Origin of the sequence: Streptomyces sp. NPDC057099, from assembly GCF_042671245.1 — a bacterium.
Taxonomy (GTDB): domain Bacteria; phylum Actinomycetota; class Actinomycetes; order Streptomycetales; family Streptomycetaceae; genus Streptomyces; species Streptomyces purpurascens.
On record NZ_JBHUTX010000003.1, the window covers coordinates 335054 to 357503 of the forward strand.

Sequence of the window (22450 nt, forward strand, 5' to 3'; positions counted from 1 at the left end):
ACGACCGCGCGGGTGCCCCGGGCGTACCCGTGCAAAACGCGCTCGTCATCCGCCTCGGAACGACGTGCCGACCTGCGGCGATGCCCGCCCCGAACCCGTGCGCCCCCGGGATCTTCACAGGCGGCGGGACGAGGGTCTATAGTCCGAAACTAGCAGTGCTAATTAATGTGCGGTGTGTGAGGAGTCCTCTCGTGCGTCCCGTCCACTTCGCGGCCGCCCGCCGCACTCCCATCGGCAAGCTCAGGGGAGCCCTCTCCTCGGTGCGGCCCGACGATCTCGCCGCGACCGTGGTCCGCGCCCTGGTCGGCGACGTGCCCGCGCTGGACCCGGCCCGCGTCGACGACGTCTACTGGGGCGCCGCCAACCAGGCCGGCGAGGACAACCGCAACGTCGCCCGCATGGCCGCCCTGCTCGCGGGCCTCCCCGAGTCCGTCCCCGGGGCCACGGTCAACCGGCTCTGCGCGTCGGGCCTGGAGGCCGTGACCACGGCGGCCCGCACCATCGCCGCAGGCGAGGCCGACATCGTGATCGCTGGTGGCTCCGAGTCGATGAGCCGCGCACCCTTCGTCCTGCCCCGCCCCGACGAGGCCCTGCCCCACCGCATCGAGACCGTCGACACCCGCCTCGGCTGGCGCCTGGTCAACCCCGCGATGCGGGACCTGCACGGACTGCTGTCCATGGGCGAGACGGCGGAGGAGGTCGCCGCCCGCTACGGCATCGAGCGCGAACGCCAGGACGACTTCGCCCTGCGCAGCCACCAACGGGCCGCCCTCGCCCGCAAGGACGGCCACTTCGACGACGAACTCCTGCCCGTGACCCGCCCCGACGGCGTGGTCGTCGACACCGACGAGTGTGTCCGCGAGGACACCTCGTACGAGAAGCTGTCCCGGTTGAAGCCGGTCTTCCGGGACGGCGGCACGGTCACCGCGGGCAACGCCTCCCCGATGAACGACGGCGCCGCCGGTCTCCTCCTGGTCAGCGAGGAGGCCCTGAACGAACTGGGCCTTCAGTCCCTGGGCCGCTACGTCGCCGGCGCCTCCGCCGGTGTCCACCCCGACGTGATGGGCATCGGCCCGGTCCCCGCCACCCGCAAGGCCCTGGCCCGCGCCGGCTGGAGCGTCGGCGACCTGGAGGAGGCCGAGTTCAACGAGGCCTTCGCGGCCCAGGCCCTGGCCTGCGTCGACCAGCTCGGCATCGACCCCGACCTGGTCAACCCGAGTGGCGGCGCCATCGCCCTCGGCCACCCCCTGGGCTGCTCGGGCGCCCGGATCCTGACGACACTGCTCCACCGGATGCGGCGTACGGGAGCGGGGCGAGGGCTGGCGACGATGTGCGTGGGGGTCGGGCAGGGCAGCGCGCTTCTCGTCGAACGGGGGTAGACCGGCGCCTCTGGGGCCACCAGGCGAGACGGCACTACAGGGCCCCGTTCGGTGCACATAGCATCAGTGTTCGCATGAACACGATGACGCTCTGGAACATCACCGGCTGGGAGTTCGCCGCACTCGCCTTCGCGGCCCTCCTCGTCGGTTTCTCGAAGACCGCCGTGAGCGGGGCCAACACGGTCAGCCTCGCCATCTTCGCCGCGGTGCTGCCCGCCCGGGCCTCCACCGGCGTCCTGCTGCCGGTCCTGATCGCCGGGGACCTGCTGGCCGTCGCCACCTACCGGCGGCACGCCCACTGGCCCACCCTGTGGCGGCTGTTCCCGGCGGTCGCCGCGGGCGTCGTCGTCGGCACGGTGTTCCTGATGTGGGCGGACGACGCGATCGTACGGACCTCGATCGGCGCGATCCTGCTGTTGATGGCGGGCGTGACGGTGTGGCGCCGGCGTACGGCGGACGCGGAGGAGGAACCGGACTCGCTCACCAGCCGGGCGGGCCGGGCCAAGGCCCGCTCCTACGGCGTGCTCGGCGGCTTCACCACCATGGTCGCCAACGCGGGCGGCCCGGTGATGTCGATGTACCTGCTCTCCGCGGGCTTCCGCAAGCTCGGATTCCTCGGTACGTCGGCCTTCTTCTTCCTGATCGTCAACGTCTCCAAGCTGCCCTTCAGCGCCGGACTCGGCCTGATCGACGGCCGCTCGCTACTCCTCGACCTGGCGCTCGTCGTGTTCGTCGTCCCCGGCGCGCTCTTCGGCAAGTGGGCGGTGAACAAGATCAACCAGCGGCTGTTCGAGCAGCTGGTCATCGCGGCGACGATCGTGGGCGGACTGCAACTCCTGCTGCGCTGAAGCCCTTGCCGCGCCGACCGGCGACTACCGCCGCGCGGAGCCCCGCAGCAGCGCCGGAAGGTCCGCGAAGGAGCCGATCACGTGGTCGGGCGTGCCGTCGGCAGCCCGGAGTGCCTCCGGCTGGAACTTGCCGGTCCGCACGAGGACCCCGGTGACACCGGCCCGCTGCGCCGCGAGGACGTCGGACTCGACGTCGTCGCCCACCATCACGGCCTCTCCCGCACCGGCGCCCACCCGGGCGAGCGCCGCCTCGAAGAACGCCCGCGCCGGCTTGCCGGTGATCTCGGCCTCCACCCGGGCGGCCTGCTCGAGCCCGGCCAGGAACGCACCGGCGTCCAGCCGCAGCCCCTCGTCCGTACGCCAGTACAGATTGCGGTGCATCGCCACCAGCCGGGCCCCGCGCTGCAACTGCCCGAAGGCCCGGTCGAGCGCCGCCCAGCCGAACTCGGGACCGGCCCCGCCGACGAGCACGACATCCGGCACGGTCCCGGTGTCCGCCGCGTCGACGAGGGTCACACCGTCGAGGTCCTCCTCGATGTCGCCGCTGTTCAGCAGGGCGCACCGGGCGCCGGGACAGTGCTCGGCGAGATACGCGGCCGTGGCCGCGGGGGCGGTCAGGATGTCCTCGGCGGACACCGGGAACCCCGCGTCCGCCAGCGCCCCGGCGATCGAAGCCCGCGTACGGGAGGTCGTGTTCGTGACCAGCAGGACGGCGAGCCCGGCTTCCCGGATCTCCCGCAACGCCTCCACGGCCCCGGGCAGGGGCCGCCACGACACGGTGAGCACCCCGTCGATGTCGATCAGTACGGCACGCACGGACTCCATGTCCGGACGATAGCCCCGTCAGTCGCGGGGGTGCCTGCGCAGCAGATACGTGTCCATGATCCAGCCCTTGCGCTCACGGGCCTCGGCACGCAACCGCTCGATGCGGGGCGCGGCCTCGGCGATCGGGCCGGACACCAGGATCTCGTCCGGAGTGCCGATATAGGCGCCCCAGTAGATGTCGACGTCCTCCCCCGCGTACTGCCGGAAGGTCTGGTGGGCGTCGAGCATCACCACCACGTCGTCCACACCCTCAGGGAAGCCCTCGGCGAGCCGCCGCCCGGGGGTGATCTGCACGGGCCGGGCGATGCGGTTCAGTCCCGTCCGGTGCCGGGCGACGAGCGCCGAGACGCTGCTGATGCCGGGGATGACGTCGTACTCGAACGCCACCGCCTCCCGCTCCAGCACCTCCTCCAGGATCCCCAGCGTGCTGTCGTACAGCGAAGGGTCTCCCCACACCAGGAACGCGCCGGTCTCCTCCTCGCCGAGCTCCTCCGCGATCAGCCGCTCGTAGATGTCGGCGCGGGCGCTGCGCCAGTCACCGACGGCGGGGGAGTAGGCCGCGCCGTCGGCGGCCCGGTCCCGCTCCGGGTCACGCGCCTCGACGACGCGGTACGTCCCCTGCGTCAGGTGCGTGTCGAGCATGTCCCGGCGCAGCCGGGTGAGGTCCGCCTTCACCTCGCCCTTCTCCAGGATGAAGAACACGTCCGTGCTCCGCAGCGCCCTGACCGCCTGCAGGGTCAGTTGCTCGGGGTCGCCCGCGCCGATACCGATGACATGAATCTTTCGCACACCCCGAGTCTGCCGCACACCACTGACAGCCCCCGCACCGGCTCGGCCCCCGCGCCCCTGCTCAGGGGTCTGCTCAGCGCCCCGCGCCCGCTCCCCGGAGCCGAGGCGCCCGTGCCCCCGCGTCCACGGCGCGGCCGTCCCGTTCCACGTCCTGGGCCAGTTCCCGGGCCCAGCCGGCGATGCCCGCCAGGTCGATGCCGTGCGGCAGCGGCTGCCCGGAGCCGGAGGCCCACGTCTCGGTCGCGCCCGCCCCGCGTCGCAGCAGCCGTGCACCGCCCGTGAGATTGCCGCGGGCGGCGTGGGTGAGGCCGACGGCGAGCTGGGCGAGACCGCGCCACAGCTCCCGCTCCGCGTCGGGGCCCGACTTCCAGGCGTCCTCGAACACCTCGTGCGCGTGGAACGGCTTTCCCTCGTCCAGCAGCCGCTGTGCCTCGGCGACGGTCTCCTCCGGCGTGCGGACCACGCCCTCGGGCTGCCGGGGCACACCGTCCGTGCCGTACGGCAGGGGCCGCCCCAGACCGTCCCGCGGCCGGGCGTTGCGTGCCCGCCCCTCGCTGTCGCGGTCCCGGGCGTCGCCCGCCCGGTCCGCCGAGGAGCTTCCCGTGTGTTCCGCGCTTCCCTTGCTGCCGTTGCTGCCCATACGCCGATTGTCCCGCCCGGGCCGTTTTCGGCGCGGCCAGGGGTGTGGGGTAAGGTGCTGTTCGCGCGATCACGCGGTTTCACCCGCGAGTGGGCGCGCATCGGGACGTGGCGCAGCTTGGTAGCGCACTTGACTGGGGGTCAAGGGGTCGCAGGTTCAAATCCTGTCGTCCCGACTTGGAGAAGTCGCAGGTCAGGACCGGTTTCGGAAGCATCCGAAACCGGTCCTTGATCATTCTTGGGGACCAGTTGGGGACCGGCGCTCTTGACCGGGTTCAGCGGGTCGCGACGATCGGGGTCGGCAGCGAGCGAGGTGCGCGGAGCACGCTGAGGTGCGCGGAGAGCGCCGCCCCGGCGGCCGTGATCTTGTGTACGTCGGGGTGTAGGTATCGCTGAGTGGTGGTCAGGGAGCCGTGGCCGGCGATTCTGCGGAGGACGTGTACCTGCACTCCGGCGTCGGCGAACCAGGTCAGTCCGGTGTGGCGGAGGTCGTGGCGGCGCAGGTGCTCGTAGCCGAGCTTGGTGACCACGTCGTCCCAGTGTGTAGCGTCGCGCAGGACGGCGGTGGAGATGCGTCCGCCGCGCGGGCCGGTGAACAGGCGGGCATCGGGATTCGGGCCGGCGGACAGGACACGCTGAGCGACGAGGGGGCGGATCTCCTCGACGATGGGAACCTTGCGGGCCCGCTTGCCCTTGGTGCCCTTGTCGGTCAGTCCGCCGGGCGCGGGTGTGGTCTGGCGCCGCACGGTCCAGATCCACTGGGTGGTGTCGATGTCCCCGACACGGCAGCCTGAGACCTCGCCGATCCGTGCGGCGGTGCACGCAGCGAAGACGACCACATCTCCCCAGCCGCGGTACTGGTCGTGGGAGGCGGCAACGAGCGCGTCGGCCAGCGCAACGAGGGTCTCCCAGTCGGGCAGGGCCAGCGCCCGTGGGTCGAGGAGTTCGTCCTCGGCCTGCTTGTAGAGCTTCTGCCAGCCGGTCACCCGGGCGGGGTTGACCTTGATGATGCCGTCGCGGACTGCCTGCTCCATGATGCGGACCAGGACGGCGATCGTGTTCTTCACCGTGGAGCGGCTGTGCTCGTCGGCGATCCAGTTCTGCACGGTGCGGTCGACGACACCATTGGTGATCATCCGCACCGCGAGGTGGCCCAGGGCGGGGACAACGCGCATCCGCCACCCCGACAGGTAGGGGTCAAGCGTTTTCAACTCCAGGCCGCGCAGGGCGAGGTCCATGTTCCCTTCGCCGTATTCGGCGAGCTTCATGGTGGCCAGCGACGGGCTCAGGCCGGCCTCCGCGGCCTCGATGATGGCCTGGAGCCATTCCTGGGCTTCTTCTTCGCTGTCCTTTCCCTCGGACAGCGACTGGCGTCGCTTGCTTGTCGGATCGGTCCACCGGACACGCGCCCGATAGGGACTGGGGCGGTCAGGACGGTACTCGATATCGGTCGAGAGTCGGACACCGACAGGAACGTTGGTCTTATCGGCCATTGAGCCCCTTGGCCGGGACGGTACGTCGGTGGCGCAGCCATTCCTCGACGTCAAGGGTGCTGTACATGACGACGCGTTCCGAGACCGTGACGAATGGCGGCCCCTGGGGTGGCTGGGCGGTGCGCCAGCGGCGCAGGGTTGAGGCGTCCACTCTCAGGCAGGCGGCGAGGTCACTGAGTCCAGAGACGGACAGCACAGTTCGCGAACTGAGAACGCGCAGCAAATTTCCGGCAGGCAACGGCGACGTGCCTTCGCCGGTGCTTCGATCTGCGGTTGTGCTCGGGTGCGGAGGTTGGTGCACTAATAGTCTCCGGAAACGCCGGTTTGGCTAACCGGCGTTTCCGGGCTATGTTGCCGCTGAGTCGGACGGCGGTAGGCGGTCCTTCGGATGTTCCACAGCCGTGTCCGTTGACGCAGCCGGAATTCCCACGGGGTCCCACAGGACTCCTGCCGTCGACGGCCGCTATTTCGCTGCTGCGCAGGGGGAGTGGGGCTGGGAAGCGGCAGGACCGGGAACCTGACGCTGGTCCTATGAGCCCATTCCCTGCTGGCCGAGGCCCGTTGACCGTCAGCTGGAGTGGTGGGATGCAGTCCTGGGGTGGAGGTGTCTCGCCGAGTGGCGTAGTGCTGGCCGATGAACTGCTTGTGAGCGGCAAGACCGGCCCGTTACGCCTTGGGTGCCCGGGCGCGAGCGGTTTCCGGCGATACCGATGGGTGCCGAGGGCGGGCGACGCTCTGCGTGGGGCTGCTCGTTCCTGATGATCAGTTGTCCCGGAAGGACGTCCTGACCTACGGCGTCCGGTCGTCGTGGGTCGTTGACCTGTACAAATGCCCTTTCGGTTCTTTCACGCTCGTGCTGGCTGATGCGGCCGGAAGTCCCAGGAAGGTCCCAGAGAACGGCCACGAGCAGGAGCCAGGCCGTAGGCGGAACTGAGCGGATCACCTCCGCTCGCACGGAGAGCACAGCGAGACCGAGTTCGTGGAGGCCGCGATCGGCGGATCACCTCCGCTCGCGCGGAGAGCACACCTGGGCCGTGCTGTAGTGCTCGGCCTGGTTCGGATCACCTCCGCCCATACGGAGAGCACGTCCTCGCCGCCGCCTCCTGCGCCGGGGTGTTCGGATCACCTCCGCTCGCGCGGAGAGCACCTGATCAACAACCCTCAGGGCCGCCAGGTCGTCGGATCACCTCCGCTCGCGCGGAGAGCACACGGAGCGATGCAGCAGCATCGCCACATCTGGCGGATCACCTCCGCTCGCGCGGAGAGCACGCACCGGCCGCCGCCCCGAAGGGGGCGAAAATCGGATCACCTCCGCTCGCGCGGAGAGCACGACTTCAGGGCGAGGGACTGGTAATGCGCCTTCGGATCACCTCCGCTCGCGCGGAGAGCACGCCGGGCTCGGGCTGGAGTACGCGGCCCTGGACGGATCACCTCCGCTCGCGCGGAGAGCACAAGGCCATCGGCAACAGCGGCCTGCTCCGCAACGGATCACCTCCGCTCGCGCGGAGAGCACGGGCGGACCAGGGCGACCGGGCGGACCATCTCCGGATCACCTCCGCTCGCGCGGAGAGCACAGGGCCAGCCACTCGAAGGGGAACCCGATGTCCGGATCACCTCCGCTCGCGCGGAGAGCACAGCTCGTACCAGCGGACGCCGAGGGCCTCATGCGGATCACCTCCGCTCGCGCGGAGAGCACGGGCCGAACGTCTCCGTGAAGGCGCCCGAGATCGGATCACCTCCGCTCGCGCGAAGAGCACTGCCGCCTTCTGCCCGTCAGGGAAACTGCGGGCGGATCACCTCCGCTCGCGCGGAGAGCACCCCGAGGTCGCCGGAGGTCTGGCCACCACCGGCGGATCACCTCCGCTCGCGCGGAGAGCACTTGAGGGTGTTCCCGCGGGAACACCGGTCACCCGGATCACCTCCGCTCGCGCGGAGAGCACGGTGGCGGTCTCGACGATGCGGGTGAGGCGGTCGGATCACCTCCGCTCGCGCGGAGAGCACTTCGGGGCCCCCACCCTGGACCCCATCAAGGGCGGATCACCTCCGCTCGCGCGGAGAGCACCGCGTGGAGTTGAGCCAGTTGGGGAAGGCCGGCGGATCACCTCCGCTCGCGCGGAGAGCACGTGCGGCCCGGCTACCAGAAGCCGGACCGGTACGGATCACCTCCGCTCGCGCGGAGAGCACGCCGGATCTCACGGGCAAGGCTATTCGCCTGACGGATCACCTCCGCTCGTGCGGAGAGCACGTCGTCACGTCGAGCGACTGGTCGAGGCGGGACGGATCACCTCCGCTCGCGCGGAGAGCACCCACCAGGTCACGTGTTGCGGCGCGACCGAGACGGATCACCTCCGCTCGCGCGGAGAGCACGGGCGGGTACGGAGCGCAGCACGTCAGTCCTCCGGATCACCTCCGCTCGCGCGGAGAGCACGTCATGAGCGCTGCCGAGTACATCGCCGGGTTCGGATCACCTCCGCTCGCGCGGAGAGCACGCCGCGAACGAGGCGCCCAGCAGGTCACCCGCCGGATCACCTCCGCTCGCGCGGAGAGCACGTGCGCGTCCCGCCGTCCCTGTCGGCCAGCGACGGATCACCTCCGCTCGCGCGGAGAGCACGTGCGCGTCCCGCCGTCCCTGTCGGCCAGCGACGGATCACCTCCGCTCGCGCGGAGAGCACTCGACCCTGGGCCTTCTTGCCCGACCAGGACGTCGGATCACCTCCGCTCGTGCGGAGAGCACGAGGATGGGACCCGTGATGACCCGGCAGGAGGCGGATCATCTCCGCTCGCGCGGAGAGCACGGCAACACGTGCGTGTTCAAGAACCCGCCGAACGGATCACCTCCGCTCGCGCGGAGAGCACACCTGGCCAAGTACGGAAACGACTACCGCGGCACCGGATCACCTCCGCTCGCGCGGAGAGCACGCGCCGCCGGATGTCGACCGCCTGGCGACCAGCGGATCACCTCCGCTCGCGCGGAGAGCACCGGGCGAGTTCGATGGCCGATATTCGTCGACCGGATCACCTCCGCTCGCGCGGAGAGCACGGCCTATGCGGATGCGGCTCCCCGGACGAATCCAGATCACCTCCGCTCGCGCGGAGAGCACCTTGACGTCCAGCTTCGGCATGCTGCGGAAGGCGGATCACCTCCGCTCGCGCGGAGAGCACATCGACTACGGCGACATCGACGTGAGCGGCTTCGGATCACCTCCGCTCGCGCGGAGAGCACACGCCCGGGAACCGTTCGTCCTCAGCCACCGTCGGATCACCTCCGCTCGCGCGGAGAGCACATACCCGTCCCCGGGCCGCGCGGCACCGTCACCGGATCACCTCCGCTCGCGCGGAGAGCACGCGCTGCTCCTCCTCGGCGCGGGCAAGACCTGCGGATCACCTCCGCTCGCGCGGAGAGCACACACCGAACCTCTGAAGCCGCTTCTTCTCTGCCGGATCACCTCCGCTCGCCCGGAGAGCACTTACCGAAGAACCGTTCGCCCTGCGCCGGGTGCGGATCACCTCCGCTCACACGGAGAGCACTGGTACTCCAGCAGAATGCAGGTACCGGTGTACGGATCACCTCCGCTCGCACGGAGAGCACTCGACCGCTTGCCCCTCGCCCGTGCGCCCCCGCGGATCACCTCCGCTCGCGCGGAGAGCAGAACCCGGCGCCGCGCATCTCCGGCTCGATGGTCGGATCACCTCCGCCGCACGGAGAACACAGGATGCGGACAGCGCGGGCGATCACGGCCCGCGGATCACCTCCGCTCGCACGGAGAGCACGGTCGGGCAAGTCGTATTGGGAGAAGTGGGTTCGGAGCACCTCCGCTCGCGCGGAGAACACGCCGCCTTCACCACCGGCGTGGTCACGATCGACGGATCACCTCCGCTCGCGCGGAGAGCACCTGCTGTACCAGAACTCCACCGCGTCCACGCACGGATCACCTCCGCTCGCGCGGAGAGCACTCGACCACGAACGCCGGCAACGCGGTGGTCCACGGATCACCTCCGCTCGCGCGGAGAGCACGATCAGGTCAGCAGTCTCCAGGGGGCGACCGCCGGATCACCTCCGCTCGCACGGAGAGTACGCCCAGAGCCAGGAGAAGATCGCGCCGAACGCCGGATCACCTCCGCTCGCGCGGAGAGCACTCGATCCGGCGATCCAGCCCATCTCGGATCTCCGGATCACCTCCGCTCGCGCGGAGAGCACGCCCACAGCCATCCGAAGACGGCCCCCAGCAGCGGATCACCTCCGCTCGCGCGGAGAGCACATCGAGCGAGCCCGAGACGTCTACCTCGGACTCGGATCACCTCCGCTCGCGCGGAGAGCACGCGCTGGCCATCCACCGGTTGTCCGTGAGGAGCGGATCACCTCCGCTCTCGCGGAGAGCACGATGCGGTCCCCTTGGTGAGGCTGTCGACCAGCGGATCACCTCCGCTCGCGCGGAGAGCACCCGGCAGGGGTTGCGTCCCCTGCCGGGCCGTACAGATCACATCCGCTCGCGGGGAGAGCACTTCTGGCTGGGCCCGCGCCCGGGGGGAAAGTCCGGGTCACCTCTGCTCGCGCGGAGAGCACACGACGTGGCTGGGCGACCGCCTGGTGCCCGCCGGATCACCTCCGCTCACGCGGAGAGCACGCCTGGAACGACGGCGACGTGGACGAAGACGACGGATCACCTCCGCTCGCGCGGAGAGCACCCGCCCCACTGGTACCGCTTGCCGTGCTGGGTCGGAACACCTCCGCTCGCGCGGAGAGCGCAAACTCCGAGGCCGCCCAGAGCGGCAGTTCTACGGATCACCTCCGCTCGCGCGGAGAGCACCTGCCCAAGGGCCTGCCCATATCCAGCATCAGCGGATTACCTCCGCTCGTACGGAGAGCACAGCCTGATGGCCTCGTGCACCGGGTGGTATACCGGATCACCTCCGCTCGCATGGAGAGCGGGGCCACGCCCCCGCCCCCTAGGCCGACATGGTCGGATCACCTGCGATCGCGCGGAGAGCAGTTCACCCGCCACGAGACCGCCTACGCAGCGGACGGATCACCTCCGCTCGTACGGAGAGCAGAACCCGGCGCCGCGCATCTCCGGCTTGATGGTCGGATCACCTCCGCCGCACGGAGAGCAGCTCAGCAAGGACATCCAAGCCCGAAACGGACGAGGATCACCTCCGCTCGCATGGAGAGCACGAGTTCGCCGAACAAGCCGTCCGCGCGGGCCGCGGGTCCTCTGCTTGCACGGAGAGCACACCGTGGCAACCCCGATGATCCCCATGGCCACCGGATCACCTCCGCTTCGCACGGAGAGCACGTCGGTGGGCTGCGCAACGGGGTGGGCGCGCTCGGATCACCTCCGCTCGCACGGAGAGCACGTCTCGGTCGACCGTGCCCACTGGGAGTCGTCCGGATCACCTCCGCTCGCACGGAGAGCACGGTGCGGCACCGCTCGTCGAGCCAGCAACCCGCGGATCACCTCTGCTCGCACCGAGAGCACAGGTCGAAGTCCGCGCCCGTAACCCCGGTGTACGGATCACCTCTGTTCGCACGGAAAGCACCGCGTACAGAACGCGCCACGCTTCTACTTTGGCGGACCACCTCCGCTCGCGCGGAGAGCACGTCGTCTCGACGACGTTGAGGCGCCACACCTTCGGATTACCTCCGCTCGCACGGAGAGCGCGTCAAGTCGGCGAGAATCCCGGCTGGTGGGCGGGTCATGGGGTGTTGTTCTTTGTGGGGGCGATGCTGAGGAGGCCGCAGCCGTATGCCTTGCCGCGGCCGATGCCTTCGGTGATCTTCTGGCGGAGGAGGTCGGGGTCGGTGATGGTGGCGGAGCCGTCGAAGCGGGTTCGGGCGTGGCGGATGCGTTGAGGTGCGCCGGTGGTGGGGGTGCGGGTGGCGTGGGCGGTGTCGAGGGGGTGGGAGGTGAGGGTGAGGGGTTTGAGGCCGGCGGTGTCGGCTTGGCGGGTCCACCATTCGTCGGCGTGGTTGCCGGTGAGGGGGACGGCGGCGGGGAGGTTGTAGAGGGCGCGGGTGGTGGCGCCGGGTTTGCGTACGGGGCTGGCGGCGCAGCGGTAGCGGATGGTCAGGCCGGGTTTGAGGGCGTCGAGGAGGGCGTCGAGGGGGCGGCTTTGGGTGGTGCCGTAGCCGTGGGGGAGTCGGGTGAGGTCGGGCTGGTGGGTGCTCTGGAGGAGGATGTGCGCTCCGGTGGCGGTGTCGTCGATGCGGAACAGGACGCCGAACCGGGCGCGGGGGTCGGGTCCGGCCTGGTCGGGATACAGGGACATCAGGCGGCGGTGCAGGTTCATGGCTGCGGTGGTGCCGGCCAGGTCGCGGCGGGCTTCTGCGGAGCGGGGGTCGGGGACGATGCGGGTCAGCCAGATGCTCAACGCGTGCTCCTCTCGGGCTGGTTGAGGTGGTCGTTGAGGTAGTCGGCGAGGGTGTGGAGGTGGTGGGTGCCCAGGCCGGTGTGCTGGGCGGCGGGCAGGTGGAGGGTGCGTCGGTACAGGGGGCGGGCGCGGTAGTGCGGGGCGGTGGAGTTCTTCTTGGCCTGGGGCAGTGAGGTGATGAAGGAGGTCAGGAAGGCGGTGGTGAGGTCGCGGGCGGCTGCGGGGTCGTCGCCGATGTTGGTCATCAGGTCGCGCAGGTCGAGGGTGGCGTAGCGGTAGAAGGTGCCGGCGCTGAACTCGGCGTGTCCCATGTGGCCGCTGCCGCTGGCGTCGTCCCACAGGGCGGTGACGTCGTCGACGGCGGAGAAGTAGTCGAGTTCGACGTCGGTTTCGTGTGTGGTCAGGGCGTGGGCGACCTGCACGGCGCCGTCCACCCCGGCGTCGTCGATCTCGGCGAGCATGCGTCCGAAGAGGTTGATGACGCCGTTGCGTGAGCGCAGCACGCCCTCCACTTCGCCTTGGGGCAGGATGCTCTTGTCGGCGGGCTTCTTGATGTCCTTGGCCTGCTCCAGGGCGCCGCGGTGGCGTTCGGAGAGGTCGGCCAGCTCGGTGACGGCAACCTCCGGCACGTAGACCATGGCGTTGGTCAGCACCTTGTTGGCGATGGTCTGTTTGCCTTCGCCCGGTGCCTTAGCGTGGCGTCGCCCGACGTAGATACCGATGAAGCTACCTGCGACTGCGACGACGCCCGCAATCAGGGCAGCAGCAACCGCCCCCCATCCCTCTGTCATGGCAGACATTCTCCCTGCTGCGTCCGTTGACCGAGGCATAGCCGCCGCTCAGCTCATAGGAGTGCCCCTTGCGTTCCCGGCAAGTCCAGCCCAGCCCCGCCGCAGCCTCGAGGTCGATGCTGCCCTGATCCTCCGGAACACCCCCGCGTCAGCGGGGAGGACGCGGCGGCCTTCAGGCGGTGATTGATGGGGAACGGAACATCCCCGCGTCGGCGGGGAGGACGGCGCGGTGACCTCCGAGACGGACATCATCAACGGGGCACCCCCGCGTCGGCGGGGAGGACGCGATGCCGGCCCGTAGGTTGTCCGCGTACTGCGGAACACCCCCACATCGGTGGGGAGGACGTCGTGTCACCGGTCGTCAGATCAACCGCGAACGGAGCACTCCCGCGTCGGCAGGGAGGACTCCCGCTCCAGGCGGACGATGTGCTCGCCCAGCGGAACACCCCCGCGTCGGCGGGGAGGACCACTGCTCCGCAACCAAGGTCACGGCCTGCAACAGAACACCCCCGTGGGCGGGGAGGACAACGTGAAGATGGGCTCCGCCTGGTTCGAGGACGGAACACCCCCGCGTCGGCGAGGAGGGCATCGCCGCGGTCGAGGCGATCCTGTCGGACTCCGGAGCACCCCCGCGCTGGCGGGGACGACTGCGGCGCCAGCGACCGAAGAACGTCGGTGGCGAGCCAGACGCCCAGCAGAGCTGCGGCTGCGGGCCCTTGCATGTGCGCGACGGCGGTTCCCCTCATAGCCTGGTATTGCCCGGGGTAGCCGCAGAGGTCTGTTATGTGTGGCGCCTAGCTCCCCTCGTCCCCGTCGGCCTGCTCAATACCGCTGTAGCGGTCCCACGCCTTTCCGGCCGCGACCATCGACACCCCGGCCAGGACACTGAGCTCCACGGCCTTGGTCAGTACACCATCCGCGGTGTCACTGGTAAACGCCAGCGTCATCAGCGTACTCAGCACGATGGTGGCGATGAACAGGGCGAAGGACTCACGGCGGACCTCGATCGGCAGGTACACAGCTTCGGACGCCGCATAGTCACGGACCGCGTCCTCAAGCTCCTGAACCATCCCGGCGGGGACCTCGTCGGCCGACGTGCCCTCGTAGGCTTCCTCGACCGCGGCGACGGCTTCGGCCCGCTGCTGCTCGGTTAGCCGCCGCCACGCCTCCATGTCCCGAAGCACCCGACTCAGCGGGCTTGTGTCCAGAACAGCTGCCTGAGCGGCGAGCCGCGCTGCGACGAGGTTCTGCTGAAGATGCGCCTCCCAGGCACGACGCCAGCCGTGGCTCCACTGGGCCATCGCCTGACGGACCATTTCCCGCCGCGCCTCCTCGGCTGGCGCCATGACCTCCCGCATGAGCCGCTGTATCTGCTCCTGCATACGTGCCATGGGGGCGGCCGCCAGGCGCAGTTGCGCTTGCTGATCGGCTTGTATACGGACCATGGCTTCCTGAAGACGAGGGAGGTGCGGGTTCGCCGCCCGGCTGATGGCTTCACGCAGGCGGGCCAGGTCTTCCTCGGAGAGCTCTGGTGGTGTGCTCGACATGTCGAGCACCCTGCCACACCACCCGGACAGCGGGGCAACGTCCCACGCGCTCGGGCATAGCTTGCTCCAGCACCGAGTGGCGGCGGGGAGGACGTCCAGGGAGCGCGGCAGTACCACCTGATCAACGGAACACCCCCGCGTTGGCGGGGAGGACGCCACGGTGTTGCCCATCGCGTCGAACCCGGCCGGAACACTCCACCGGCGACGGCGGGGAGGACCCAGATCTGACGGGCAAGGCTCTTCGGCTGGTCGGAACACCCCCGCGTCGGCGTGGAGGACTGCTCGATCAGCTGGCGGCGGACGTACTCGCGCGGATCACCCCCACGTCGGCGGGGAGGACAGCGACGAGCAGATCATCCCTACTCCGGTTCGGAACACCCCCACGTCGGCAGGGAGGACCTGGACGGGACCGTCTCGGGCGCGGCGAAGGCCGGAACACTCCCGCGTCGGCGGGGAGGACTCGACAACGACACGCAGACGAGACGCGCGCACCGGAACACCCTCCGCATAGAAGTACGTCCCAGTGTCCATTCGAAAACGCCCGCGTCGGCGGGAAGGCCAGGACTTGGTGATGTGCCCGTAGTCCTTGCCCGGAACACTCCCGCGTCGACGGGGAGGACCTGGAGCGCCTGGAACGGGAGTGCGACGAGTACGGAGCACCCCCGCGTCGGCGGGGAGGACCGCGAGGATCCACCCCTGTACGTCCCAGACGGTGGAACACCCCCGCTTCGGCGGGAGGACACGCTGCGGGACGTGCGCATGTGGGCCGACGACGGAACACCCCCTCGCCTGCGGGGAGGACGAACGCATTGGGGTACGCACTTGGGAGATCGACGGAGCACCCCCGCGTCGGCGGGGAGGACCCCCACCACAGCCACATGTCCTCTTCGAGGGCCGGAACACCCCCGAGGCGGCAGGGAGGGCTCGGCCGTGGCCGTCCTCGTCACCACCGTGACCGGAACACCCCCGCGTCGGCGGGGAGGACAAGCCGAGCGTGCCTTCCCGGCTGCCGAGGCTCGGAACACCCCCGCCTCGGCGGGGAGGACCTCGTCACCGGGGGCGTCTGATGAAGCGTCGCCGGAAGACCCCCGCCTCGGCGGATAGGACCCGGAGGAGAACGTCAGGTAGGCCATGCCGCTCGGAACACCCCCGCGGCGCGGGGAGGACGCCAGCGGCCATCTGCCCGCCATCCGGTCGACGGAACACCCCCGCGTTGGCGGGGAGGTCGTCAACAACGGCGCGGGCGGCCGCACGATCACCGGATCACCCCCGCCTGGCGGGGAGGACGAAGGTAGTCTCTGTGGCCATCGGTGGCCTCTCGGAACACCCCCGCGTCGGCGAGGAGGACAGCCTCCTGGACGAGCTGGAGTTCCCGGAGTACGGAACACTTCCGCGTCGGCGGGGAGGACAACTGCCCCCCCGGACAGCGGTCCCATGATCTGCGGAACACCCCCGCGTCGGGACGGGGGAGGACCACTTGAGCACCGCCAAGGCCCGGCTCACGGTCGGCACACCCCCGCGCCGGCGTGGAGGATGACCTGGTGAGGATCGAAGTCACCGGCGAGGCCGGAACACCCCCACTGCGGCGGGGAGGACGCCGCCCACTCGTCGAACTTGCGGTTCGACTCCGGATCACCCCCACATCGGCGGGGAGGACGACGGCGCGACCCTGCAGTGCACCTGCCGGGACGGGTCACCCCCGCGTCGGCGGGGAGGAGACGATGATGCCCGGGCCGCTGGGCCCGATGTCCGGAACAGCCCCGCGTCGGCGGGGAGGACGACGCCCACGACGAACGGCTGCTCGTCAGCGCCGGAACACCCCCGCGTCGAGGACGCCGGCAAGTCCGCGGCGCTGTCCTTGATCCTCGGGACACCCCCGCGTCGGCGGAGAGGACCGACACCCCTGCGTCGGCGGGGAGGACGGGGGCGTAAGTCCCATCGCTATGTGCGTGTACGGAACACCTCCGCGTCGACGTGGAGTACGACATCGGACCCTGGCTGCGCATCTTCGGCACCGGAACACCTCCGCGTCGGTGGGGAGGACTCCTCGGACCACTCGACGTATCGAGCAACCTGCGGAACACCCCCGCGTCGGCGGGGAGGACCCTGTACCGGACAGAGGGCGACAACGAGCAGCCAGAACAGCCCCGCGTCGGCGGGGAGGACCCGGAGTCGTGGACCTGAGGGTGGGCCGCATTGGAGCACCCCCGCGTCGGCGGGGGAGGCAGGAAGCCACCGGAACGCCACCTGAAGCCGGTTCGGAGCACCCCCGCGTCGGTGGGGAGGACGACCTGGCCAAGCGCTTCAAGGGAATCTACGACGGAACACCCCCGCGTCGGCGGGGAGGACGCCCATCCGGCGGTGCGCACGTAGCCCTCGTCCGGAACACCCCCGCGGCGGAAGGGAAGACGCTCCGGTGTGGCACTGGCCCGTCACCGACATCGGAACACCCTCGCGTCGGCGGGGAGGACACGACCTCGAGCCCGGTCATCGGGTCTGTACGCGGAACACCCCCGCGTCGGCGGGGAGGGCCCGGCCTCCAGCGTCTCCGCGTCCAGGGAGTACGGAACACCCCCGCGTCGGCGGGGAGGACTCGGCGGCGGCGACGAGCCCGGGCATGGCGCCCGGAACACTCCCGCGTTGGCGGGGAGGACGTCGTGTCACCGGTCGTCAGATCGACCGCGAACGGAACACCCCCGCGTCGGCGGGGAAGGCCCATCGTGCACGTAGATGGACTGGCCGGCCACCGGAGCACCCCCGCGTCGGCGGGGAGGTCTGCAACGTACGCCTCGCCCAGACGGGGCACGTCCGGAACACCCCCGCGTTGGCGAGGAGGACGCCCCCGCCGCGTCCCGCTGGCCGGTGGGAGCCGGAGCACCCCCGCGTCGGCGGGGAGGACACTGGCCGCGTGAAGGCGGCGTGACCGTCCGGCGGAACACCCCCGCGTCGGTGGGAAGAACGGCCTCGTCCGGACTGTGCCCGGGTCCGGCACCGGAACACCCTCGCGTCGGCGGGGAGGCCCACCGGCGTCCGCTGCCCTCCGGGAAGTCGACGGGTCACCCCCGCGTCGGCGGGGAGGACCTCGTGCCGTCCCTCTCCACGCTCCAGGACAACGGAACACCCCCGCGTCGGTGGGGAGGACGCGAACCGGGCTGGTCTCACCGGCCAGTACGACGGAACACCCCGGGTCGGCGGGGAGGACCGACCGTACCCGACGAGGTAGACGGTGCCGTCCGGGACACCCCCGCGTCGGCGGGTGGCCGCCTGCTCCAGCACGGCCCGGAGAACCACCGCGGAACACCCCGCGTCGGAGGGGAGTCCACCGCGGAACGCCCCCGCGTCGTTGGGGAGGACTCGAAAGCTTGGCTGTACCCACGCTGCGAGATCGGCATACCCCCGCATCGGCGGGGAGGACGCCATGGCAACCCCGATGATCCCCATGGCCACCGGAGCACCCCCGCGTCGGAGGGGAAGCCTGATCGGGATCCTCGGTCCACGACTCGATGACCGGAACACCCCCGCGTCGGCGGGGAAGACACGAAGATTCCGCACATCACCAAGTACGAGATCGGAACACCCCCGCGTCGGCGGGGAAGACCCACGCAGGTCACCGGCCTGCGATGGATCGGCGCCAGGTCGCGCGGAACACCCCCGCGCCGGCGAGGAGGACTATCGACTACGAAGCGGTACCGGACGGCACCGCGGAACACGCCCGCATCGGGGGGAGGACTCCGCGAGTACGGAGTAGATCCGAACGCCGTGCGGAACACCCCCGCGCCGGCGGGGAGGACGTGAGCTCGCCCTCGGTCAGGGCGGTGTGGAACGGAACACCCCCGCGTCGACGGGGAGGACGGCAGGACGTTCGGGCTGCCGACGATTGTCAGCGGAACACCCCCGCGCCGGCGGGGAGGACACACGCAGCGAGCCAGCGAAGCGGACCCGGTACGGAACACCCCCGCGTCGGCAGGGAGGACCCGCCCCCATAGGTCGCCTGATACGACTTCTACGGTACACTCCCGCCTCGGCGGGAAGGACATCCGGACACGCTCCGACTCCATGCCCTTGGCCGGAACACCCCCGCGTCGGCGGGGAAGACACGGCCAACGCGAGCCGCCGTACGTTTCGTCGACGGAACACCCCGCGTCGGCGGGGAAGACAACGACGGCCGCTCCTACGACACCGGACAGGTCGGAACACCCCCGCGTCGGCGGGGAGGACGACCAGGCTGGCGACTGGTGGCGTGGGCAGACCGGAACACCCCCGCGTTGGTAGGGAGAACGACGGGAAGAACCTGGGCCGTCGCCCGGACCGCGGATCACCTCCGCGTCGGCGGGAAGGACGCCTTCCATCCGGTGTCCGCGTTCTGCATGCCACACGGAACACCCCTGCGTCGGCGGGGAGGACAAGTCTCGGAGGGGCGGGCCACCTGGCCAGCTTGTTGAAGTAGGACACGAGCGTGCTGTTGGGGCCCTGCTGCACGCCCAGGTACGTCGACTCGACACGCTCGAGGCGACGCGTGCCGTCCAGTGCAGCAGCGAGGGCGAGGTTACCTCCGCTCGGGTGGAGTCGGCATCGTCTGCTTGTAGCCGGACGTCTCGTCGTGCGGCGTAACCCGGCTGCGCAGAATGTGTTCGGCCATCGGGGGGCGTTTGCACATAAGGGGTGACGGACCCCTGGGGTCCGTCACCGTTGGCTCAGAAGAGCCAGCTGACGAGTTCGTTGATCAGAGCACGGATCACCGCGCTGACCACTACGCGTGAGGTACCGAGAAGTACCTCACGGCGCAGGACGAACCTGTGCAGGAACCGGGACACTGCATCTCCAGAGCGCAGACTGGGCCGAGGTTGCGCCACATCCCTCGGGAGGGTCGTGCGTTCGTCTCGGCGTTGTCGTCGCCTGGAGAGTCAATCAGGTTCCGCGCACCTCCCAGGGAGGCGTGCAGCGGTATGTACTCTACGGCGGGAAGCACGTTGGTGTGGCAGTGCTTGAGGGAATTTCCCCCCTCCGGTCTTCAAAGAGGTGCGGCAGCTGCACTGCATCCGCGACAAGGAGCACCTCATGTCCCTGGACTCCCGCCTGTGGGGCAAGGCTGCCGGGCTGGGCAAGAACGCCCGCGGGGCTCACCGCACGCACCCTTTGATCTGTCATCTGCTGGATACGGCAGCCGTTGCGGAGGTCGTCTGGGATGAACTGCTGACCTCGCACCAGCGGAGCATGGTGGTCGGGGCACTGCAGGTTCCGGACGAGGAGGTGCGGGCGCTCGCGGCGTTCTGGGCGGGACTGCACGACATCGGGAAGATCAGCGTGCCGTTCCAACTCCACCGGAGCGGCCCGAAGAAGGCGGATGGAGAGCTGCTGGCGCAGGAGTTGGGCGGTGAGCCGGGGTACGGATTCGCGGCTGACGCCGCGCAGGACAGGCAGTCGCACGAGGCGGCAGCGCACTGGTGGCTGGCGGGGATCTTCGAGGAGATCGGCTATCCGTCGTCGAAGCGGCGTCCGCAGTCCCAGCTCAGTCACGCGGTGGCCCAAATGCTCGGTGGGCACGGCGGTCGCTACCACCCGGCCGTCTACAGCAAGGATTACAGGTGCCCTGTCGCCCGTCACCCCGGTCTGGGCACGAGTAGTTGGGAGGAGCAGCGGCGGGTCCACTTTGATGAGGTGCGCAGAGTGACAGGGGCGACCTCGGTTCCGCAAGGGCGGATGACGCCGGGAGCGGCTGTCGTTCTGACGGGGTTGGTGACCCTGTCGGACTGGCTGGCCAGCATCGAAGTAGAGATTCGGGCCAGGCTCAGGGAGGAGGGATGGGCTGGGGCTCCTGAAGACCTGGACGCTTACTGGAAGATCGCCCGCGAAGCGGCTCTCCGTCTGGTGCAGAAGACCGACCTGCTCGGGACGGGTTTCGCCCGGCCGGACGCGGTTCAGTGTGCGGGTGAGACCAGCCTTCTGGCCAGCATGGAGGGTCAGTTGCCTGATTTGGTGACTGAACACGGTCCGGGCTTGGTGGTGGTGACGTCTTCGCCGTCGGAGGAGCGTACGGAAGCGGCTCTTCGCGCAGCGGCGGTCCTCGGGCGTGCAGCGGGCGCACGCGGTCTTTTCTATGCGCTGCCGACCGGTTCATCGGCCGACAGCCACATGGCGCAGGTGCATGCTTTCGCTGAGCAGGCCCTGACGGGCCCCTGGCGGTCGCTCCTGCTTCACAGCTCTTCGCGGTTGAAGCCGGTGGAAGCCGCGAAGCAGTGGGCGCAGGCCCATGTGGCCGGTGATGTCAGCGCGGAGCCTGGTGAGGAGTGGGCCCCGGAAGCGAACAGCTGGCTCAACTCCCATCACCGTGCACTGCTTGCTGCGCTGGGCACGGGGACGGTGGACGAACTTCTCCAGGCGGTCATGCCGGTGAAGTTCAACGTGATGCGACTCTTTGCCTTCTCCGGCAAGGTGGTCGTGGTGGACGAGGCCCATGCCCGCGGTGCCTGGGGGCAGAAGCTGATGCTCCGGTTTCTGGAGTGGGCCGCTGCGCTGCGGATTCCAGTTGTCCTGGCCGCGATGTCTGCGGACAAGTCGGTTGATGCGATGCTGGCGGCCTATCGCCGTGGCGCTGGAGGGGGTAGGGAGCCGATGGTGCAGCCTCGCCGGCTGCCGGCGTGGTCGTTCGTGGATGCTCAGTCCGGAGGCGGGCACCTGCCTCGGCAGCCTGCGGGAGCCGTTCGTGCTAGCACGCTCGGCATCAAGGTCCTTGATGGTGCACCGTACGACGAGATCCAGGCGGCTCTTGTGCCCCTGGTCGTGGCCGGCAACGGCAGGGCCGTCGTCTACCGGTCGACGCCTGCGGAAGCCATCCGTACGTTCCGTCAGCTCTCGCAGGACCTGCCCGGACTCGATGTGACCCTGGTTCATGAACAGATGCGCAACAAGGACCGATGGCGGCGTCTCGCGGCCTGCCGGAAAAACTTCTCTCCCGGCGGCGGCATCAGTGGGCCTTCCGCGCTGGTGACGACGCCGATGCTGGAACACGTCAGAGGTCTGCGATTCGACCTCGTCGTATCGGGTCCGGCGCCGCTCGCGGACCTGCTGGCCCGTGCGGCACAGGGCGCGGGTGACCAGCCGCGGCTCGTGGTGCTCCGAGCGGACAACAAGTCTGAACTGGACGACGTCGCCCTGGTGCGGCGTACTGACATAGTTCTGGGGGCCGGCAGGACGATTTCCATGCCGGAGGAAGTGCCCCTGCTGTTGGATGAGGTGTACGCCGACGAACTCGTCAACAGGCTGGGGGAGGCTGCGGCGCGTGAGCTTCAGCAGCTGGACAACCGGCGGACGGTCCGAGAACGAAGGGCCACCGGTACTGCAGGTTGGCTGCAGGTGCCGGGGCCGCGGGAGCTTGATGGCGACCTCGGCCTGCTGAGCCGCGACCACCCCGGTATGGAGCCCGGACTGCTCTCCTCCGTGCTCGGCGAGGAGATGGTGCATGTGGTGTGCCTGTACCCGGGGTCTCTCCTTGAGGACGGGGTCCTCAAGGAGAAGCTTGCACGCGATTCCAAGCGCAGACCGAAGCCGGGCCAGCTTGTCCCCTACCTGATCCCAGTACCGCAGCGACTCGTCGACGGCGTGGCGGGCGATGCAAACAGCGTCTGGCGCGACATGGCCGCCCTCAAGACTGTCCTCCGGCTGAACATGACCTGGGAAGACGGGACGTGGGTGCGAACCGGCGAGAGGCACCGATTCCACGTAAACGAACTGGGCCTGACTGTCGACCGGTTGCCCTAACGGCCCACATCC

At 69.8% G+C, this 22450-nt stretch carries 9 protein-coding genes, 1 tRNA gene, 1 pseudogene and 1 CRISPR repeat array; of the genes and pseudogenes, 4 read left to right on the forward strand and 7 right to left on the reverse strand.

Annotated features, from left to right (window positions below; genetic code table 11):
• The first annotated feature begins 191 nt into the window (after positions 1-191).
• On the forward strand, positions 192-1379 hold the full coding sequence (locus ACFT4A_RS06200) for a thiolase family protein (protein WP_382826407.1): 1188 nt from the start codon (positions 192-194) through the stop codon (positions 1377-1379).
• A gap of 74 nt (positions 1380-1453) precedes the next feature.
• The gene (locus ACFT4A_RS06205; protein ID WP_382826408.1) at positions 1454-2227 is read left to right on the forward strand and encodes a sulfite exporter TauE/SafE family protein; all 774 of its coding nucleotides are present in this window, start codon (positions 1454-1456) and stop codon (positions 2225-2227) included.
• A gap of 24 nt (positions 2228-2251) precedes the next feature.
• Here ACFT4A_RS06205 and ACFT4A_RS06210 read toward each other — a convergent pair whose 3' ends face one another.
• The 3 genes from ACFT4A_RS06210 to ACFT4A_RS06220 all read right to left on the reverse strand — a co-directional run bounded on the left by ACFT4A_RS06210 (position 2252) and on the right by ACFT4A_RS06220 (position 4481).
• Complete coding sequence (locus tag ACFT4A_RS06210) at positions 2252-3052, reverse strand: HAD-IIA family hydrolase (protein ID WP_382826410.1); 801 nt, start codon at positions 3050-3052, stop codon at positions 2252-2254.
• Between the two features lie 18 nt (positions 3053-3070).
• Complete coding sequence (gene cobF, locus ACFT4A_RS06215; RefSeq protein ID WP_382826411.1) at positions 3071-3841, reverse strand: precorrin-6A synthase (deacetylating); 771 nt, start codon at positions 3839-3841, stop codon at positions 3071-3073.
• A gap of 73 nt (positions 3842-3914) precedes the next feature.
• Positions 3915-4481: a DUF309 domain-containing protein gene (locus tag ACFT4A_RS06220; RefSeq protein ID WP_382826413.1), complete on the reverse strand. Its 567-nt coding sequence runs from the start codon at positions 4479-4481 to the stop codon at positions 3915-3917.
• Between the two features lie 101 nt (positions 4482-4582).
• On the opposite strand from ACFT4A_RS06220, the gene ACFT4A_RS06225 reads away from it, so the two are divergent.
• Positions 4583-4656 (forward strand) — tRNA-Pro (locus ACFT4A_RS06225).
• A gap of 99 nt (positions 4657-4755) precedes the next feature.
• Here ACFT4A_RS06225 and ACFT4A_RS06230 read toward each other — a convergent pair.
• From ACFT4A_RS06230 to ACFT4A_RS06245, 4 genes and pseudogenes are all read right to left on the reverse strand, one after another.
• Positions 4756-5973 (reverse strand): tyrosine-type recombinase/integrase, encoded by a 1218-nt coding sequence (locus ACFT4A_RS06230; protein WP_382826415.1) that lies wholly within the window; start codon positions 5971-5973, stop codon positions 4756-4758.
• Between the two features lie 935 nt (positions 5974-6908).
• A CRISPR array of direct repeats spans positions 6909-11146; the repeat unit is 29 nt; unit sequence CGGATCACCTCCGCTCGCGCGGAGAGCAC.
• Positions 11147-11667: 521 nt separating this feature from the next.
• Positions 11668-12342, reverse strand: a complete 675-nt coding sequence (gene cas6e, locus ACFT4A_RS06235; RefSeq protein ID WP_382826417.1) for a type I-E CRISPR-associated protein Cas6/Cse3/CasE — start codon at positions 12340-12342, stop codon at positions 11668-11670.
• A 134-nt stretch (positions 12343-12476) separates the two neighbouring features.
• Positions 12477-13124, reverse strand: a pseudogene (locus ACFT4A_RS06240) (type I-E CRISPR-associated protein Cas7/Cse4/CasC); the annotation flags it as partial.
• A gap of 803 nt (positions 13125-13927) precedes the next feature.
• Positions 13928-14680 (reverse strand): hypothetical protein, encoded by a 753-nt coding sequence (locus tag ACFT4A_RS06245; RefSeq protein ID WP_382826419.1) that lies wholly within the window; start codon positions 14678-14680, stop codon positions 13928-13930.
• Positions 14681-19738: 5058 nt separating this feature from the next.
• Between ACFT4A_RS06245 and ACFT4A_RS06250 the strand changes: the two genes are divergently transcribed.
• On the forward strand, positions 19739-22438 hold the full coding sequence (locus ACFT4A_RS06250; RefSeq protein WP_382826421.1) for a CRISPR-associated endonuclease Cas3'': 2700 nt from the start codon (positions 19739-19741) through the stop codon (positions 22436-22438).
• Positions 22439-22450 lie beyond the last annotated feature (12 nt).

Excerpts from the sequence above, each read along its gene's own strand:
- ACFT4A_RS06205 (WP_382826408.1), top strand. The coding sequence starts at position 1,454 with ATGAACACGATGACGCTCTGGAACATCACCGGCTGGGAGTTCGCCGCA.
- ACFT4A_RS06210 (WP_382826410.1), bottom strand. The coding sequence starts at position 3,052 with ATGGAGTCCGTGCGTGCCGTACTGATCGACATCGACGGGGTGCTCACC.
- ACFT4A_RS06220 (WP_382826413.1), bottom strand. The coding sequence starts at position 4,481 with ATGGGCAGCAACGGCAGCAAGGGAAGCGCGGAACACACGGGAAGCTCC.
- ACFT4A_RS06230 (WP_382826415.1), bottom strand. The coding sequence starts at position 5,973 with ATGGCCGATAAGACCAACGTTCCTGTCGGTGTCCGACTCTCGACCGAT.
- ACFT4A_RS06245 (WP_382826419.1), bottom strand. The coding sequence starts at position 14,680 with ATGTCGAGCACACCACCAGAGCTCTCCGAGGAAGACCTGGCCCGCCTG.
- ACFT4A_RS06250 (WP_382826421.1), top strand. The coding sequence starts at position 19,739 with ATGTCCCTGGACTCCCGCCTGTGGGGCAAGGCTGCCGGGCTGGGCAAG.